The organism is Peptoniphilus duerdenii ATCC BAA-1640 (assembly GCF_000146345.1).
GTDB classification, from domain to species: Bacteria; Bacillota; Clostridia; order Tissierellales; family Peptoniphilaceae; genus Peptoniphilus_B; species Peptoniphilus_B duerdenii.
The window spans coordinates 1,710,336-1,728,725 of the sequence record NZ_GL397071.1; the positions used below are offsets into that span (position 1 = coordinate 1,710,336).

Below are 18,390 nucleotides of genomic sequence, written 5' to 3' on the forward strand. Positions count from 1 at the left end.
TGAATATTTAAATTTATCCAAAATAAAAAACCTCATTAAGAGGTTTAATTATTTCTATATTTATATTTTAAATATGATTTTAAATTTTCTGTAGCTATTGCTCTATGAGATATTTTATTCTTCTCTTCTTCGCCTAGCTCAGCAAATGTCTTGTCGTATCCATTTGGAATAAACACGCTATCGTAGCCAAAGCCTTCTTCGCCTCTTTCTTCATAGGCGATGGTGCCGTCAATTCTACCGCTAAAGAGTTTTATTTCTTTACTTGGTTCTACTAAGGCAATAGAAGTTTGGAAGTAAGCGCTTCTATCTTCTTTGTCTTGTAATTTTTCTAAAATCTTTTCAATATTTTTCTTGTCATCGTGATCGCCACAGTATCTAGCAGAATGCACTCCTGGCTCTCCATTTAGTGCATTTACAAATAAGCCTGTATCATCAGAAATAACATTTTTATATCCGACCAATTTTGAAATTTCTTCAGCTTTTTTTCTTGCATTTCCTTCAAGGGTCTCTTGATCTTCATCCACTTGTAAATCTTGTAGACCTACATCTGATTTAGATTCAACGATTAAATCTATATCGGATAAAATAGATTCCATCTCTTTAATCTTGTGAACATTGTCTGTTGAAAGCACCAAGTAATTGTTAGAAGGTACTGTATCCTCAACTATTTTCATAATCTCATCTATAGTTTCTTCTGATAATTTTACCAGTTCTTCAAGTTCTTTAATTTTTAAAGGAGATTTTTCTGATGTGCCTTGTATTTCAATAATGTTATGGTCTTCATCCATGACGATATTCATATCTACATCAGCTTTAGAGTCGTCATTGAAATCTAAATCAACCATTAATCTTCCATAAACTTTTCCAAGTGATATTGCTGCTACCTTTCTCTTAATAGGGTTAGCAAAGATTAATTTTTCTTTTAGATATTTATTTACAGCAAGTTTTAATGCTACAAATCCTCCTGTTACAGAAAGAGTTCTAGTGCCTCCATCGGCGGAGATTACATCGCAATCAATCCATATGGTTCTCTCTCCTATTAGGGATAAATCTATCGCAGATCTTAATGCTCTACCTATAAGTCTTTGTATTTCTTGGCTTCTACCGTCGATCTTACCTCTAGAGATATCTCTTGGTTTTCTTCTTTGAGTTGAACCTGGTATCATGGAATATTCTGCACTGAGCCAACCGACTCCTTGTCCTTTTAAAAAGAACGGAACTTTGTCTTCAATCATTGCAGTTACAATTATCTTCGTGTTCCCCATCTCTACTAGACAAGATCCATCTGGACTACTCAAATAGTTTGGAGTTATTTTTAAATCTCTTATCTTGTTAAATTCTCTATCTCTCATCAGATTCCATCCTGTAATTCATCACATATTCTTGAACTCCTCTTACTATTGCATCTGCCATAGTATCTAAGTAGGAGCTGTCGGTTATTTTTTCCATATCTTCACTGTTTGTTACAAATCCCAATTCACATAGTGCAGCAACCATTTTGGTTTTATTTAAAACGATTAAGTCTGCTCTATTCTTAACTCCTCTGTTTACTGCTCCTGTGCTATCTATAAGCTCTTTGAGGATTGCTTTTGCCATATGAACCTGTTCAGATTTTTTTATAATAATATTTTTTTCTGAACCATAAAGTACTTCAATCCCTTTTGATGTACTACTGTTGGAAGCATTAAAGTGAATAGATAAGAATATATCTGCATCACTAGTGTTTGAAATTCTTGCTCTGTCCAAAAGTTTTATATATTCATCTTCTGTTCTGGTAAGGATAACATCATAACCAAGCATCAAAAACCTTTCGTTAAGTCTATTTATCATGTCAAGGGTAAGTGTTTTTTCCATGACCGACTTATCTATAGTACTTATTGCGCCTGAATCTGTTCCACCATGGCCTGCATCTAGTACTATCTTAATCTTTTCGCCATTTTGAATGAATCCTTTAGTGATTTTTCTTTTCTTTGGATCTATTTTGTATTCCTCTTCTTTAAGTCCTGCTCTTTCATAAATCTTGTTTTTCTTATTATTTTGTGCATTCTTTGTTTCTTTTTTTTCAGATTGTGATTGAAATTGAACTCCTGAATTACTATTCTTCTTATTGTTTTCGTTTTTTAAATCTTCATCACTAATAATTGTCGCAGTTTGAAGTACCGTTGAACTTATATTTTCTCCAGTAGTTATAAGTGCGGTAGAAGTTTTTTCGTCCCAAGACACATTATATCCCAAAGTTTCTGATACAAACCTAAGTGGGATCATAGTCTTGGTTTCAACTCTAGGTGAATTATATAAAGCAAGCTTAGGAATTTGATCCTTGTCAACTATATTTTTCTTTCCGTCTACATATGTGACATCTGAATTTATTTTAAGAACTATAGTTTTTTCTCCGAATTTAATCTCAACGGTCATATTTTCTCCGTCCCAATTAACCTCAGCTCCCAGTCCTTCTGTTAGTTCTCTAACTGGGACAAAAGTTCTTCCGCTAGTTACATATGGACCGAAGTCAGACTTAATTGGACTTCCATTTACAAGCACGTTCGCGTCCAAAACTTTTACATCTTTTTTATCTATCTTTACATTGCTTAGTGCATAGGCTGGCACTATTAATATCAATAAAATAATTACAAAAAATAATTTTCTCATGTTACCTCCCAATTCATTATACCACTTTGTAAAGTTCATCAGGAGAAGGTTCATCAATGTCTAATTTTTCTCCGTTTTTATTCATAACTATACCAGTTTCAACTAAACTTCCTATATCAGTAAATAATAGTCCCACCTTTTTCGCTTCGTCAATTAATTTTTCACTGTCTTCTCTATCTACGATTACCATCATAGAACCAGATGAAATAAATCTAAAAGGGTTTAAATCAAAACCTTTGGTGAGTTTTTTCGTAACATCTGTTATAGGTATATCTTCAAAGTTTATTTCTGCACCAAACCCAAGGTTGGTCGCCATCTCCCAAACAGCTCCTAAGACTCCACCTTCTGTGATGTCATGAAGAGCTCTAACTCTAAATTTTCTAGAAATAAGTGATTCTTCTTTTACAGATAGAAGTTTGGAATAGGATTTAGCTTCATTTAATTCTTCTTCATTTAAGTATTTTGAACTATCCATTTCAAAGTCGTGGGCTATTATTGATGTACCTTCTAATGCAACATGCTTTGACACTAGAATTCTATCTCCAACCTTTGCAGATTTTCTATTTGGAAGAATCCTATCCTTGGTCTTTGCTAATACCGTTGTAGTTATTACAACTGTATTTACAACATCTGTTACTTCAGTATGACCTCCGATAATATTTACACCTATCTTGTCGCAAGCAGATTGTGCATCAATCATTATCTCTTCAATTTCATTCTTCGTCGTCTTTTCTGGTAATAGAACGGACATTAAAAGTCCCACTGGTTCTGCAAGTAGACAGTATGCATCATTGCAAGCCACATTTACTGCAAGTGAACCTATATTTTTACTCGCTCCAGTTATTGGATCAACTGAAGTGACAAGGAGCTCATCTCCTAAATCCACAACAGCACAGTCACTTCCAATTTCAGAAGCTTCTAAAACTTCTTTTCTATTTAATGTAAGATTATTAAAAATTAATTTTTTTAAGTCGTTATTAGAGATTTTACCTATTTTCATTTTTCCTCCAAGTTAATTGTAAAGTAGTAGACGTCTTTTTTCTCATAATCTATTCTAGGATTATAATCTTTTAGATAATCTTCAATAATTTTTATTGTAGGTTCATCTTTTGCAAGACCAGAAATGACTATTTTTTGTTCGTCAGCTTTTATCGATGTGATGAGTATATCATTTTCATTTAATTTTTTTAATTTCTCAAGTATTTTTTCAAATTTTTCAGAAAAATCTACTTTTTCATTTGTATTTTCTGAACTGTCTTCCGAGATATTTTCATTTTTTATATTTTCTAAATCGATTGAATCAAGTTCTTCTTTTAAACTTTCAAGCTTTCTTTCATTTATCTCAAGTTTATCTGACTTTGATCTGTATATTATAAAACTAAATAATAAAAAAACACAACATAATAGTATATATCCAAGCTTTTTGAAATTGAATGACTTTAAATTCGTCTTCTTTGTAGTAGTTTTAACTTTTGAAAAATCAATTCTGTCTACACTAAAATTTCCTAATTGCTCTTCTAAAAAATATTGATCAAATTCAAAATAATCATTTAAAAATATTTTGCTTACATTATTATTTGTAGCAATATTTTTTAGATCGTTTAGAAACTCACTTACTATGAAGTCGTATCCCATGAAAAAGTCTTGTAAATCTACAGAATCTCTATAAAAAGATGGATTTTTTATTTCATGGAAATACTTTTCATCAATATCATAATCTTTTTTAAGAGTCACTAAATTATTTAAATCAATATTTTTTATTTTTTCTATGGAGCCATTTTTAATGATAATATCTGCACTTCTTCTACCGACAAACACATAGGCACCATCGGAATTTTCTTCTACAAAAGTCGTAATAGGATATACATTTCTTAAATTTAAATCTAATTTATCAAATATTTTACGAACTTTTTCAAACTCTTCTAAATAGATGGCAGAGACAGAATATTTTCCATCATTAAACTTTTCAACCATCGGGATGATCTGTTCATCAGTTTCGAAATATTCCTTGCTTTCAATTTGAATCATGGACTCAAGATCTGCCTCAGAAAGATTTGGTAGTTCTAAAGTTTTATGGATATATGATTTCATAAAGTAGACATAGGCATCCGTACCACTTTTTATCTCTCTATTTTCTATCTCTTTTTTTAGAATGTATAGAAGATAATTTTCATCCGTTATCCTTCCGTTATATAGAACTGATTCATCAACAATTATTCTAGTTGTATTTTCGTTGTAATTTAGATATATTAAATTTTCGTCTAAAAATATGTTTACAATTTGCAAAGTAAAACTCCTAATATGGTTGTTACTATAAATGGTCCAAATGGTATGTAATCTTTTCTATCTTTTATTTTAAATAAAATAAGCACAATTGCAACTACTGCGCCAAGTAAAAATGTGTATGTAAAATTATATAGAGCATCAATTATTCCACTAGAAACGATTCCTAACGGAATAGAAAGTAGTGCGTCTCCTGAACCCATAACTCCAGTTATTTTATAGATTGCATAAAAAATAGCAGCTAAAAAACACATTGATTTAATAGCATCAAATGTAAAATTATTATTAGTAACTCTAAAATTAATTAACAAAATTGTGAGCGTCATCGTGTCAATGTCATAAATGTCCATGTACTTCAAATCTGTAATTGCAATTAGAAAACAAAATGAAAAAATAATTAAAAATATAAAAAGATTAAAATTAAATCCAAATTTCAAATATCCAAGCATAAATCCAATTCCTGAAATAGTTTCAAAAATTGGATAGAGTGGATCTATTTTCTTATTGCAACATGAGGATTTTCCTATTAAAAGAAGATATGAAATTATCGGAATATTATCCACTACTTTCAAAGTTTTATTACAATGATCGCAATGGCTTCTTCCTATAATAAAAACTTCATTTTTATTTCTTCTAATGGAAACTAGTGTTAGAAATGATCCTACACATGCTCCAATAATGAACATTAAAATATAAATCATTGCGGAATTATTTTTCCATTTTCAAATTTTACTGGGCCTGGTGTTACTACTATATTTCTATTTGCATCAACGCTCACTGAAAAGTCTGATCCGTCATATGCCTTTGGAATTTTGGAATCCATATAACCCTCTAAATCATTTAATGTTACCGAATCAGCTTCTGGATGTTCTACTAAGTAAGTGGCAGCTGCCTGTTTTATAACTTCTACGTTGGTGTTGTGGGCTGCTGCTTTCGCCTTTTCTTGAGTCTGCATATATTTTGGAATTGCAATTGATGCAAGAAGTGCAAGTATTGCTATTACAACTATTAATTCAATTAATGTAAATCCTTTTTTCTTTTTCATTTCTTCCCCCCCCCTAAATAAAATTTACTATATCAAACATTGGAAGTGCTACGGAAATTACTATAGTTCCTACCACTACTGCTAGAATAAGTATTACTATTGGTTCAAAGTATGAAACCATCTTCTTTAGATGAATTTTTAAATTTTCTCTGTAGTAGGTAGATAATTCTCCTACAACTGAATCTAAAGATGATGACATCTCAGCAACTTCTATAATTTCTAAAAATAATTTATTGAAGTACCTGTCCATTTTTAAGGATGTTGAGATACTCATTCCAGAACTTATATTTGTAAGTACATTTTCAAAAATCTCTTTTAAATATTCATTTGAAAACGAATCTCTAATCATCACCAGTGCTCTTTGCGGCTTAACTCCAGATGATAAAAGTGCATCTAAGGATGAAACAAATCTCTCTGTGTAGTATATCTTGCCCGTTTTTGTTCTGGCGATAAATCTATCGAAAATTATTCTTTTCTTAATTCCAAAATAATAATATATCGAAATTCCTATTAAAACTAAAAGTATTGCTATGTAGAAAAAGTTTTGTCTTATAAAATTGGAACTATTTACAACAATTTTTGTAATTAAAGGAAGTTCTAGGTCTCTGCTGGCGTACAAACCAACAAATGTCGGCACCACAAATATTATTAGAAAGTTCACCACAAGCATAGTTGTGAAGATCAAAATTATTGGATATATTAGAGATTTCTTGACTTCCTGCCTAATATTTTCTAGTTCCTGCAAGTATTCTGCCATATTTGTAAAGGTCTCTTCGAGGTTTTCTGATTCTTCAGCAATCTTAATACTAGAGATCACAAATTTAGAAAAAATCTTGGATTCTTCAAATATTTCTCCTAGACTTTCTCCCATCTTAAGCCTCTTTTCCACATTTGAAAAGAAATCATACTTTTTGCCATCGCTACTATTCTTTAAAAGAACGAATGCACCATATAGATCTATTCCGGATCTTAGCATTATTGATATTTCTTTAAATAAAAGAGGTATCTCTCCTTCTTTAAAGGTTCCTTTAAAGCTCTCTTCTTCTAATACTTCTTCAATTTTTACAACTTTATATCCTCTGGATTTTAGCTTTTGAATGGCAATTTCTCTACTTGAATCTTTTAAAACTCCATTCACAATCTTTTCCGACGGATCTATGGCTCTATATTTAAATTTCATTTTAATGGAATATATTTTTCTTTACTTCTTCAACTGAAGTGGTGTAATTTTCTACCAATTTTAAAAGACTTTTCTTTAGAGTAACTAGTCCTTTCTTTTCAGCGACTTCTCGTATTTTATTTATGTCTTCACCTTTGTAAAACATGCTCTCTAGTTCATCGTCATAGTCTAGTATTTCAAATACAGAAGTTCTATTTAAGTATCCATCCTTACACATCGGACATCCAACAGGAATTGCGTGGTCCATTTCTCTATCGAAAACATCGACGTATTCGTGGATAATTTTCTTACAATGAGGACAGAGAACTCTCACCAGTCTTTGTGAAACCACTCCTATTAATCCTGCATTTACTTCATAGATTGGAACTCCCATCTCAACTAATCTGGTAACTGCTCCTATTGCATCCCTTGTATGGAGTGTGGAAAGAACTAAGTGACCTGTTATCGCTGCCCTTAAGGCAACTTTTGCAGTTTCTAGCGAACGAATCTCTCCAACCATGACCTTGTCCGGGTCTTGTCTTAAAATTGCTTTAAGTCCGGTTTCAAAATTAAGCCCAGACTGTTCATTTACTTGAACTTGGTTTATTCCCTCAACTTTGTATTCAACTGGATCTTCAACTGTAATTATGTTAAGCTTTGGATTTTTTATGTATTCCAAAATTGTATAAAGTGTAGAAGTTTTTCCTGATCCTGTAGGTCCAACTAGTAGAATTAAACCCGATGGCTGGCCTATAAGCTTAATAAGTTTATCCCTATCGTCTCCTTCTATTCCAATTCCATCAAATGTAAAATCCACCTTAAGCTTATCCAAAATTCTTAGAACGATCTTTTCTCCATAGACCGTTGGAATGGTTGACACTCTTATATCAGTTGAAAATTTTTCGTTCTTATAGGTAAATCTTCCATCCTGCGGTAGAGATTTCTTAGCTATGTCCAGATTTGATAAGACTTTTATACGCATGATTACTTGGTTGTAGAGATCTTTTTGTATCTCGGAAATGTCGGATAAAATTGAGTCCATCCTTATTCTTATAACTGCAGATTTTTCTCGAGGATCGAAATGAATGTCTGATGCCTTCTTTGTTATTGAATATGTAATTATCTTATCCAAAAGTTTGGATACAGGGCTTTTTATATTTTCAAAATAATATCTATCTTCTTCAGATTTTACTTCTATACTCTTTACAAAATCTTCAATTTCAGAGATTTCATCATAGAATTTATCTCTTAATTCTTCTAGCTCCGCTTCACTTACTGGAATAAATTTAGATTTTAATCCAAAACTATTTTCTAAAATCTTATCATTGAAGTTTACACCTTCAAGTATATAAAAGGTTGCCTCATTCCCAAGTATGCTTTTGGGAACAAGGCTATATTTTTCTGAATAATCTTTATTTATTATCTTTTTTAATCTTTCTATTTCCATTTATCTCATTTTTGAAAGTTACAGTCCTTGTTTGGACATCTTAATACTACACCATTTCTAGTTCTAACTTTGGTCAAATTTTCTCCGCATTTTGGACATTTTTCTTCCACAGGTTCATCCCAGGATACGAAGTCACAGTCAGGATATCTTGAACAGCCGAAGAATTTACGACCTTTTTTAGATCTCTTTACAACTATGTCACCCTTGTGACACTTTGGACATTTAACTCCGATTTTTTCTAAAAGAGGTTTGGTGTTTTTACATTCTGGCCAGCCTGGACATGCTAGAAATTTTCCAAATCTGCCCATTTTTATGACCATTTTTCTACCGCATTTTTCACAGACTTCATCTGTTTCTTGATCTCTTATATCTATCTTTTCCAGATCCTTGTCCGCTACTTTTAAATCGCCTTCAATATCTTTGTAAAATTCTCTTACTATTTCCTTCCAGAACATATCTCCTTCTGCAATTTTATCCAGTCCCGTTTCAAGTTTTGCGGTGAAATTTTCATCCACCAAGTCTTTGAAGTATTTTTTCATGACATTGTTGACAGTTTCCCCGAGTTCTGTCGGTACAAACTTCTTATCTTCTATAACTACATAGTACCTAGATAGAATGGTAGAAATTGTAGGTGCATATGTTGATGGTCTTCCTATTCCTAAATCTTCAAGCAGTTTAATTAATGTCGCTTCTGAATATCTAGCTGGTGGTTGTGTATAATGTTTTTCTTCTTTGCAAGAAGTTGTCTTAACTATTTCATTTTTTTCTAAAGGGGGAAGAATCGTATCTTTTTCAATTGCATAGTTGTAAACTTTTAAGAATCCATCGAACACGATAGTTGAGCCTTTTGCTTTAAACAAATTGTCATTGGATGCTATATCTATAATTTGATTTTCATATATTGCAGGACTCATAAACGATGCTACAAATCTCTTCCAAATCAAACTGTAGAGCTTGTATTCATCGCGAGAAAGCGAATCCTTTATGCTCTCTGGAGTTCTTGTAACATCGGTTGGTCTTATACATTCGTGAGCATCTTGTACATTGTCCTTGGATTTAACACTTCTATGTCCTTTTAGATACTTGCTTCCGTATTCAGAGTTTATAAATAAAAATGCATTGTCTTCTGCTTCTTTAGAAACTCTTGTGGAGTCGGTTCTCATGTAGGTTATAAGTCCCACTTCTCCGACCTTTGGAAGGTATATTCCTTCATAGAGTTTCTGTGCAACCATCATTGTCTTCTTCGTTGAGAAGCTTAATCTCGTTGAGGCTTGTTGTTGCATGGTAGAAGTTGTAAATGGAGGTTGAGATGCTCTTGTTCTGTCTGATTTAGATATTTCTAAAACTTTAAAATTATTTAAATCAACTGAGTCTATAATTGCCTTCGCTTGTTTTTCTGATGTAATTTTATCTTTTTTCGCTTTTCCATTTTCAATTTTTCCGTAGTATTCAGAATTAAAAGTCTTTCTATTCTTTAAATGGCTAGCTTCTATAGTGAAATACAGCTCAGGAATAAACTCTCTGATTTCATCTTCTCTATCGCATATTAGTTTTAGTACCACCGATTGAACACGGCCTGCTGAAAGTCCACTCTTAATCTTCTTCCATAAAAATGGTGAAATATTGTAACCCGCAAGTCTATCTAGAACTCTTCTTGCTTGTTGTGCGTCAACTAGGTTCATGTCTATTGACTTTGGTTCTTTGATTGCTCCCTTAACTTTGTCTTTTGTTATTTCGTTAAATGTTACCCTCACCTTATCTTTTGGATTTAAATCAAGTATGTGAGAAAGATGCCAAGAGATAGCTTCCCCCTCTCTATCCGGGTCAGTTGCTAAAAATATTTTTGAAGCGTCTTTTGCATCCTTTTTCAATTCTTTAATTAATGGACCCTTTCCCCTAATGTTTATATACTTAGGTTCGAAGTCATTTTCAATGTCGATTCCCATAGTTGATTTAGGTAAATCTCTAATATGTCCTATTGAGGCTACTACTTTATAATTAGAACCCAACATTTTCTTTATTGTTTTTGCCTTTGTAGGTGATTCTACTATAACTAAATTCTTTGCCATAATTCTCCTTACTTACTCATGAATCTTCCCATAGATTCTTCCATTATTACACCTTTTATTTCCAGTACTGTAAGTATTCCACTTACTTGGGATACGCTAAAGTTTGTATTCTGAACGATACTGTCCACATCGTTTTTTCCTTTAACGATTAAATCATATACTATTAGCTCATCTTCACCGAGCTCTGTTCTCATTTTTTTATTCTTTTTGTCTAAACATGCTTCTTGTAATTTGTAGATATTTTCTACTATGTCTCCAACTTCTAGAGCTATAATGGCACCGTCTCTTATAAGCTTGTTGGTTCCTTCAGAATAAACAGAATTTATATTTCCAGGCACAGCGAAGACTTCTTTGCCCTGCTCTGCTCCAACTCTTGCTGTTATAAGAGATCCACTTCTATCTTTCGCTTCAACTACGATTACTCCATCTGAAAGTCCAGAAATAATTCTGTTTCTCAGCGGAAATCTATAGGGCATCGGACCTGAAGTTGGTGGAAATTCACTAACTATAAGTCCTTTTTCTCTAACTTCTTCATAAATTTTTCTATTCTTGCTCGGATAACAAATATCCACCCCTGTGCCTAGTACACAGGTAGTCCTTGCTCCATATTTAAGAGCGGTTTTGTGGGCAATGCTGTCGATTCCATAAGCCATTCCACTTACTATTTCAACTCCAAGCTCACATAGGTCTGATGCAAACTTTTCGGTTACATATGCACCATACTCTGTATGATTTCTCGCACCGACTATCGCTATCTTTATGGTTTCTTCGTTGAAACTTCCCATGTAGTATAGAACAGCCGGAGAATTTTCAATTAATTTTAGGCTCACCGGATATATCTCGTCATTATAAGTTATGACTTTGATTCCATGTTTGTCATTGTATTCGTATAGCTTTTTAAGTAGATCTTCATCATAATCTTTTAGCTTTTGAAATGTCGCCTTTTGAACCAAACTCTTTAGCTCTATATTATTAGTTATATCTTTTAGATCATCTGCTGTCAAATTATTATCTGAAAAAAACTCGTCTATTATTAAAATTTCACTATTGGATATTCCCTTTGCATTCAAATATACAAGCATTTCATCGTAGTTCATTACTTACTCCAATATTTACCGTCGATAGTTCTATATCTTATAGCTTCTAGTAGGTGCATCTCTTTGATGTTTTCTGATGAATCAAGGTCTGCAATAGTTCTAGCTATCTTTAAAATTTTGTTGTAGGTCCTCGCTGAGAATCCATATTTTTTAAAACTAAGCGCCATTAACTTTTCACAAGCTGAGTCTAGCTTACAGTATTTTCTAATTTTATTATCAGGCAAATCGCCATTTAGTTTGAAACTTTCCTTTGCATATCTCTCTTCTTGCAATTGTCTTGCATGAAGAACAGAATTTCTAAGAGTTTCAGAATCAAGTCCAGATGCCTCATCAGAAATATCTTCATACTTAACTTCTGATACTTCAATGTGCATATCAATTCTATCGAGAAGAGGATGTGATACCTTTGAAAGATATCTATCTATTTGAGGTCTCGTACAATTACATTCATGAAGTTTTGAACCATGGTATCCACATGGACATGGATTAAGTGCAGCGATTAAGATAAAGTCTGCAGGATAAGTAAGCGTCGCAGTCGCTCGGCTTATGTGAATTGTCTTTGATTCAAGTGGTTCTCTTAAAACTTCCAATACATTCTTTTGAAACTCTGGTAGCTCGTCTAAGAATAATACACCTCTATGAGCAAGAGAAATTTCTCCTGGTTTTGGTATGGATCCTCCGCCGATTAAACTTACCGCTGATGCGGTATGATGGGGAGATCTAAATGGTGGCGTAGTTATAAGTGCTCCTTCTTTTAAAAGTCCTGATACGGAATATATTTTAGAAACTTCTATTGCTTCTTCAAATGAAAGTTTCGGTAGTATAGTCGGAAATCTCTTGGCTGCCATGGTCTTACCTGAACCTGGTGTGCCCACCATGAGCACGTTGGTTCTTGATGCTGCAGATATTTCAAAGAGTCTCTTCACCTTTTCTTGACCTTTTAAATCTTTGAAATCAAGATTATAGGTTACTTCTTCTTCTGATCTATTGCCTACCATTCTCTTTAATGTTCCTGTTCCTTTTACGAATTCCACAACTTCTGTCAAAGTTTTCGCTGGATATATTTCAATATCTGATACTACAGAACATTCATTTCTATTGGCATATGGAACTATAAATTTGGTAAATCCTTCTTCCCTCATAGAAATTACCATAGGAAGCACACCTTTTACAGAATTTATACTTCCATCTAGTGCTAGTTCTCCTATAAATATAATATCTTTTGGATCTTCGTCTACTTCATCGTTTGCGCAAAGAAGTGACATAGCTATTGCTAGGTCTAGTGCAGATCCGTCCTTTTTTATTGCAGCTGGAGCTAAATTCACCGTTACTCTTTCGTTTGGAAATGAGTATCCCGAGTTGGTTATAGCAGATCTTACCCTTTCACCAGATTCTTTTACTGCCGTATCCGCAAGTCCTACAATGGTTAATTTTGGAATATTCCTAACTATATCTGCTTCTACATTTACAAGAGTTCCCTCTAGTCCTAGAAGTGTTACCGTCTTTACTTTTGCATACATATTCTACCTCAACTTAAAATAAATGCATCTTTGTTATGTACTATCTTCTTCTCATCTAAATATACTTCTACTACATCGAATCTAACTTTTATATTTTGGAGCTTTTTGTCATATATGTACTTCATTGCTCCTCTAATTATCCTACTCTGTTTATTTTTATTTACCGCTTCAGAAGGTCTTCCATAGCTTGAGTTCTTTCTCGACTTAACCTCTACAAAAACGATTTCAGTACTGCTCTTACAGATTATATCAATCTCAAAACCAATGCCTCTGTAATTTCTCTCAAGAATATTATATCCATTTTCTTCTAGAAATTTAGCTGCAATATCCTCTCCGATGTCGCCAAATACCTTTGTATTCATTTCCAATTCTCCATATTTTTTAGAAAAGATTTTCTGTGATGTGGCGTTGGACCTTTTTCAAGTAATATTTCCCTATGTTTTTTCGTTCCATATCCCTTGTGTTTTTCTATTTCATATCCTGGATATTCCTTACCCCATTTTTCACAGAGTCTATCTCTATAGACTTTTGCAACTATTGATGCACAGGCGATTGAATATACTTTTTCATCCCCTTTTACTATGGATTCCTGTGGTATGTCCGTCTCCAAATGTTCCGCATCTATTAAGAGTACATTCGGATCCACTTTCGAACCGTCCTTTGCTCTTAAGTTTTGCACCGCTAGTAACATAGCAAGATGGGTTGCCATCTTTATATTTATTTTATCAATGGTGACAGAGTCCATGATTCCAATTCCGTATGCGACACATGAACTAAGAATCTTGTCATATAACTCAGCTCTTCTTAATTCAGTTAGTTTTTTAGAATCATTTACTCCTGGGATCCTAGTCTTTGGCATGATTACAGCAGCAGCAACCACATCTCCGAAAAGACATCCTCTTCCCACTTCATCGATACCGCAGACTAAGTCCAAACCCTTGTCATAATAGTTTTTTTCTATTTCAATCATTTTTTTCTAGTGTAATTCTGCCGAGAATTCCCTTTCTAAATTCGTCTAATATAATAGAGGATACTTTGTTGTAGTCGACTTCTGCCCCTCTTAAAATGGCGCCCCTCTTCCTAGCGATACTTTCCATCACTTCGAGAGGATCATCTGTCGCTTCTATCTTGTATCTGTTTTCTAAAATAGTTTTATCTAGTTTAAGTGTGTATTTTATAAATTCAAATGCCAATGTCTCTATGTCCATAATTTCATCTTTGATTGCTCCCGTCCAAGCAAGATGCAGCTGTGCTTCTTTATCAAGTTTGTGCCATAACACACCTGGTGTATCCAATAGGTGTAGGTCATCGTTTATTCTGATCCATTGGTTGGTCTTTGTAACTCCTGGACGATTACCAACTTTAGTTGCCCTTCTCTTGCTGACATTATTTATAAAGGTACTCTTTCCTGAATTTGGAATTCCAACTATCATAGCTCTTAGAGCTCCTGTGGAGATTCCCTTTTCCTTCTGTCTCTCTATAAAATCCTTCATTAAAATTTTGGATTCTTTGACGATGACATTTGGATTTCCACTATTTGAATTATATAGAATCGCTCTGTCATTTGTTTTATCAATTGCTTCAACCCAAGCTCTATTTTCACTTGGAGAAGCTAGGTCTTCCTTATTTAGAATTATGAGTCTTGGTTTTTTAATTATTTCATTGAAGAGAGGATTTCTACTTGAACGAGGGATCCTCGCATCAACCACTTCGATGACGAAGTCCACGAGCTTTTGTTTATTTTCAATCTCTTCAATGGTCTTCTTCATATGACCTGGAAACCAGTTTATATTCATATTAAACCCCATTTCTCTATTGTTCTTACTACTCCGTGATTGTTGTTGTCAAACTCAGTAACATCAAATCCACTTTTTAGAGAGTCCCTTGCGTTCTTCATAATATATCCATGACCAACACTATTTAACATCTCTATGTCGTTTTCTTCATCTCCAAAAGCCATTACCTCTTCCGGAGAAATTCCATAAGTTTTAAATATTTTTTCCAAAGCTGAATACTTAGAAATATTTGCTTGAACGATTTCTAACATGTAGCTATCAACATTAGTTGCAGGCATAATATAAAATTTTAAATCTGAAAAATCATTTTTGATTTTATTCATAATTTCAGTTACATAGTCCAATGTTCCAACGTATATAACACTGAAATACTCTTCATCCTCTGAGAGTTCGTCTTTAAAATTAACCGGGAAATGATATCTAGAAATATATTTTTTTAAAGTTTCAGTCTCTGGCCTTCTAAGCATGATAGTGTTGTAGCCATCCTTGTAGCCGTTTACATGGGCGATGAAATTATCTATTCCATAGGTTGAAAGTTTCTTCACCGTTTCATAGCTAAGATGGTTTGAATAGAGTTCATTTCCAAAACTATCGAAGATTGCATTACCACTTAGTGTGTTGTAGAGAATTCTATCTTCCTTGTCGAAAAACTCCCTTGCTGAGAAGAAATCTCTTCCGGTAGAAACTACAACCTTTATTCCATTATCTATTAACTTCGAAAGATATTCTTTGTCTTCATCTGGTATTCTTTTGTCTGAAGTCAAAAGAGTTCCATCTAAATCTATTGCAATTAGTTTTATCATTTATTCACCTTTTTTTCTTCTATTTATATAAAATTATTTTTTATTCATTATAGTAGCATAGTTATCTCATTATTTTTATTATAACACAAATCTATTTTACAATTTTTTGGATTTCGATACTACAAAATTAATCCAATGAATTTTATAAAATTTTTAAAAAATGGATTATTTATGATGACAATAAAAAAACCTTAGTTAATTAAATTCTAAGGTCTTAAATTTATATTATTTTTTTGTAATCAAGAATAGTTATAAAGCTTTACGTGAATCATTTTTTAATGCTATACGTAGAGCATTTAAATTTATTTACACACTATCCGTGTAGCATCTATTTTATTCTCCTAGCATCTTAATCATTTCCGCTGCTGGGTCTAGGATTTTTATGTCTGTTAGCCTTTCAAGTTCTTCCTTTATATATGGAAAATGTGTACAACCAAGAATTATAAGATCTAGCTTTTCTCTTTTAATATTATTGAAATAATCAGCGAGTTTATCAAGAGCAAGGAGCTTTATTATTTCTTCTGGGTTTAATTTGTCTTCTATTGCTTCTACCAAGGTTAGGTTTCCAATGGCAACTATATTTCTAAATTCCTCTTCACAAAGAATTTGATCAATTTTAAATGCAGATTTCGAATTTGCAGCAATAATTGCTATGTTTTTATATTTCTTATCCAAGTTTTTGTACACATCTATCGGTGTTATAATTTCCATGCCAGTAGTTTCTCTTAGATATTTTAAATCAATTGCAACGGATAGAGAATTGCAATAGATGAATATCTTCTCTGCTCCATTTTCTTTTGCGTCTTCAATCTTTTCTTTTACGATATTTGTGAGTTCTTCTACTGAATAGAACTGTAGCTTCGACTGTTCTTTGGGATTTTTTGAAATAGGATATAGAATTGTTTCAAAATTGTTTTTCTCAAGTAAGTCTGAACCCATCTTAGTATCAACGTATGTACCTGCAAATACTGCTACTTTCATTTAGCACCTCTGTTTTCATTTATTAATTTAATTCTCTACTTAGTAATATTATAACACCAATTATTTTATTTTATATTGGAAGTTCATTAAAATTAACATAAATTCTATGATATAATTAACAAGTAAAGTGAGGAGATATTTATGAAATTAGGAATAGTTGGACTTCCAAATGTAGGCAAGTCTACACTTTTTAATGCACTTACCAAAGCCGGTGCAGAAGCTGCAAACTATCCATTTGCAACTATCGAACCAAATATCGGCGTGGTAGCAGTGCCAGATGAAAGATTAGAAGTTTTATCTAAAATTAATAATTCAGAGAGAATTCTACCGGCAACCATAGAATTTTTTGATATAGCAGGTTTAGTAAAAGGCGCGAGCAAGGGTGAAGGTCTAGGTAACCAATTCCTTGCAAATATCCGTGAAGTTGATTCTATCGTTCAAGTTGTAAGATGTTTCGAAGATAGCAATATCATCCACGTTGATGGTTCTGTAAATCCACTTCGTGATATTGAAAATATAAATCTTGAACTAATCTTTTCTGATTTAGATTTAGTTGACAAGAGACTTTCAAGAGTTGAAAAACAAGCTAAAGCCGATAAATCATTGGCACTTGAAGTAGAAGTTTTAAAAAAGACTAAAGAAGTTTTGGAACAAGGAAAAGCTGCTAGATCTCTTGACCTTTCAGAAGAAGAAAGTAAAATTTTAAAATCTTACCAACTTCTATCATCAAAACCAATCATTTACGTTGCCAATGTTTCTGAAGATGATATTGCAGACGACGGCGCAAGTAATAAAATGGTATCTGAAGTGAGAGAATATGCCGCAAAAGAAGGCTCAGATGTGGTTGTAATTTCATGTGAAATTGAATCACAAATTCAAGCGCTAGACGATGATGAAAAAGAACTCTTCTTAGAAGAACTTGGGCTTAAATCATCAGGACTTGATAAACTAATAAGAGCTTCCTACAGTCTACTAGGTCTCATATCTTATTTAACTTCAGGACCTATGGAAACAAGAGCATGGACCATCAAAAAAGGCACCAAAGCTCCCCAAGCAGCAGGCAAAATTCACACAGATTTTGAAAGAGGATTTATAAGAGCAGAAACCGTAAGTTATGACGATTTAGTTAAATCAGGATCTATGAATGCCGCAAAAGAACACGGTCTAGTACGAAGCGAAGGTAAAGACTACGTAGTCCAAGACGGCGACGTAATACTATTTAGATTTAACGTATAAATTTTATTAATTAACTTATTAAAAGTATTGACAATATATTTAATCGATGTTAAAATTTTATATGTTGTCATATGGTGGGTATGGCCTAGTTGGTTAGGGCGCAAGATTGTGGCTCTTGAGGTCGTGGGTTCGAATCCCACTATCCACCCCAAGAAAATACCTTGTAATTTCAATGTTACGAGGTATTTTTTATTTTAACGAGCGGGGACTCTAAGCGGGATTTTTAAATATAAAGTTTTATATTTAAAGTACTGTACATCATGGCAATCCAATTATGATACATTAAAAAATCATTGATCAGCCAT

At 33.0% G+C, this 18,390-nt stretch carries 17 protein-coding genes and 1 tRNA gene; 2 read left to right on the forward strand and 16 right to left on the reverse strand.

Annotation, left to right across the window (positions count from 1 at the left end; all coding sequences use genetic code 11):
* Positions 1–44: 44 nt before the first annotated feature.
* The 16 genes from rph to HMPREF9225_RS07790 form a co-directional block, all read right to left on the reverse strand.
* The gene (rph, locus tag HMPREF9225_RS07715) at positions 45–1,352 is read right to left on the reverse strand and encodes a ribonuclease PH (RefSeq protein WP_008902376.1); all 1,308 of its coding nucleotides are present in this window, start codon (positions 1,350–1,352) and stop codon (positions 45–47) included.
* Positions 1,342–2,649, reverse strand: a complete 1,308-nt coding sequence (locus HMPREF9225_RS07720) for an N-acetylmuramoyl-L-alanine amidase (RefSeq protein ID WP_040551437.1) — start codon at positions 2,647–2,649, stop codon at positions 1,342–1,344. The genes rph and HMPREF9225_RS07720 overlap by 11 nt, the downstream gene beginning before the upstream one ends.
* A gap of 16 nt (positions 2,650–2,665) precedes the next feature.
* A complete protein-coding gene (locus HMPREF9225_RS07725) occupies positions 2,666–3,649 on the reverse strand; it encodes an AIR synthase-related protein (RefSeq protein ID WP_008902378.1) in 984 nt (327 codons plus the stop codon).
* Positions 3,646–4,935, reverse strand: coding sequence for a type IV pilus biogenesis protein PilM (locus HMPREF9225_RS07730; RefSeq protein WP_008902379.1), 1,290 nt, complete (start codon positions 4,933–4,935; stop codon positions 3,646–3,648). Before HMPREF9225_RS07730 ends, HMPREF9225_RS07725 begins: the two co-directional genes overlap by 4 nt.
* Positions 4,923–5,633: a prepilin peptidase gene (locus tag HMPREF9225_RS09850; protein WP_008902380.1), complete on the reverse strand. Its 711-nt coding sequence runs from the start codon at positions 5,631–5,633 to the stop codon at positions 4,923–4,925. The genes HMPREF9225_RS07730 and HMPREF9225_RS09850 overlap by 13 nt, the downstream gene beginning before the upstream one ends.
* On the reverse strand, positions 5,630–5,977 hold the full coding sequence (locus tag HMPREF9225_RS10575) for a type II secretion system protein (RefSeq protein WP_008902381.1): 348 nt from the start codon (positions 5,975–5,977) through the stop codon (positions 5,630–5,632). The genes HMPREF9225_RS09850 and HMPREF9225_RS10575 overlap by 4 nt, the downstream gene beginning before the upstream one ends.
* A 13-nt stretch (positions 5,978–5,990) precedes the next feature.
* On the reverse strand, positions 5,991–7,115 hold the full coding sequence (locus HMPREF9225_RS07745) for a type II secretion system F family protein (protein ID WP_211203945.1): 1,125 nt from the start codon (positions 7,113–7,115) through the stop codon (positions 5,991–5,993).
* 43 nt (positions 7,116–7,158) lie between these two features.
* Entirely contained in the window at positions 7,159–8,583 is a 1,425-nt protein-coding gene (locus HMPREF9225_RS07750; protein ID WP_008902383.1) for a GspE/PulE family protein, read from the reverse strand.
* A gap of 5 nt (positions 8,584–8,588) precedes the next feature.
* Entirely contained in the window at positions 8,589–10,652 is a 2,064-nt protein-coding gene (gene topA, locus HMPREF9225_RS07755; RefSeq protein WP_008902384.1) for a type I DNA topoisomerase, read from the reverse strand.
* An 8-nt stretch (positions 10,653–10,660) separates the two neighbouring features.
* Complete coding sequence (dprA, locus tag HMPREF9225_RS07760; RefSeq protein WP_008902385.1) at positions 10,661–11,749, reverse strand: DNA-processing protein DprA; 1,089 nt, start codon at positions 11,747–11,749, stop codon at positions 10,661–10,663.
* Positions 11,749–13,269: a YifB family Mg chelatase-like AAA ATPase gene (locus HMPREF9225_RS07765; RefSeq protein ID WP_008902386.1), complete on the reverse strand. Its 1,521-nt coding sequence runs from the start codon at positions 13,267–13,269 to the stop codon at positions 11,749–11,751. Before HMPREF9225_RS07765 ends, dprA begins: the two co-directional genes overlap by 1 nt.
* An 8-nt stretch (positions 13,270–13,277) precedes the next feature.
* Entirely contained in the window at positions 13,278–13,631 is a 354-nt protein-coding gene (locus tag HMPREF9225_RS07770) for a YraN family protein (RefSeq protein WP_008902387.1), read from the reverse strand.
* Positions 13,628–14,239, reverse strand: coding sequence for a ribonuclease HII (locus tag HMPREF9225_RS07775; RefSeq protein WP_008902388.1), 612 nt, complete (start codon positions 14,237–14,239; stop codon positions 13,628–13,630). Before HMPREF9225_RS07775 ends, HMPREF9225_RS07770 begins: the two co-directional genes overlap by 4 nt.
* Positions 14,232–15,065 carry a ribosome biogenesis GTPase YlqF gene (gene ylqF, locus HMPREF9225_RS07780; RefSeq protein ID WP_040551438.1) on the reverse strand — a complete coding sequence of 278 codons (834 nt, stop codon included), beginning with the start codon at positions 15,063–15,065 and terminating at the stop codon, positions 14,232–14,234. Before ylqF ends, HMPREF9225_RS07775 begins: the two co-directional genes overlap by 8 nt.
* Complete coding sequence (locus HMPREF9225_RS07785) at positions 15,062–15,868, reverse strand: Cof-type HAD-IIB family hydrolase (protein ID WP_008902390.1); 807 nt, start codon at positions 15,866–15,868, stop codon at positions 15,062–15,064. The genes ylqF and HMPREF9225_RS07785 overlap by 4 nt, the downstream gene beginning before the upstream one ends.
* Positions 15,869–16,201: 333 nt before the next feature.
* Complete coding sequence (locus tag HMPREF9225_RS07790) at positions 16,202–16,849, reverse strand: aspartate/glutamate racemase family protein (RefSeq protein WP_008902391.1); 648 nt, start codon at positions 16,847–16,849, stop codon at positions 16,202–16,204.
* Between the two features lie 141 nt (positions 16,850–16,990).
* On the opposite strand from HMPREF9225_RS07790, the gene ychF reads away from it, so the two are divergent.
* Positions 16,991–18,085 (forward strand): redox-regulated ATPase YchF, encoded by a 1,095-nt coding sequence (gene ychF, locus HMPREF9225_RS07795; protein WP_008902392.1) that lies wholly within the window; start codon positions 16,991–16,993, stop codon positions 18,083–18,085.
* Positions 18,086–18,159: 74 nt separating this feature from the next.
* A tRNA-His gene (locus tag HMPREF9225_RS07800) sits at positions 18,160–18,236 on the forward strand.
* Positions 18,237–18,390: the final 154 nt, after the last annotated feature.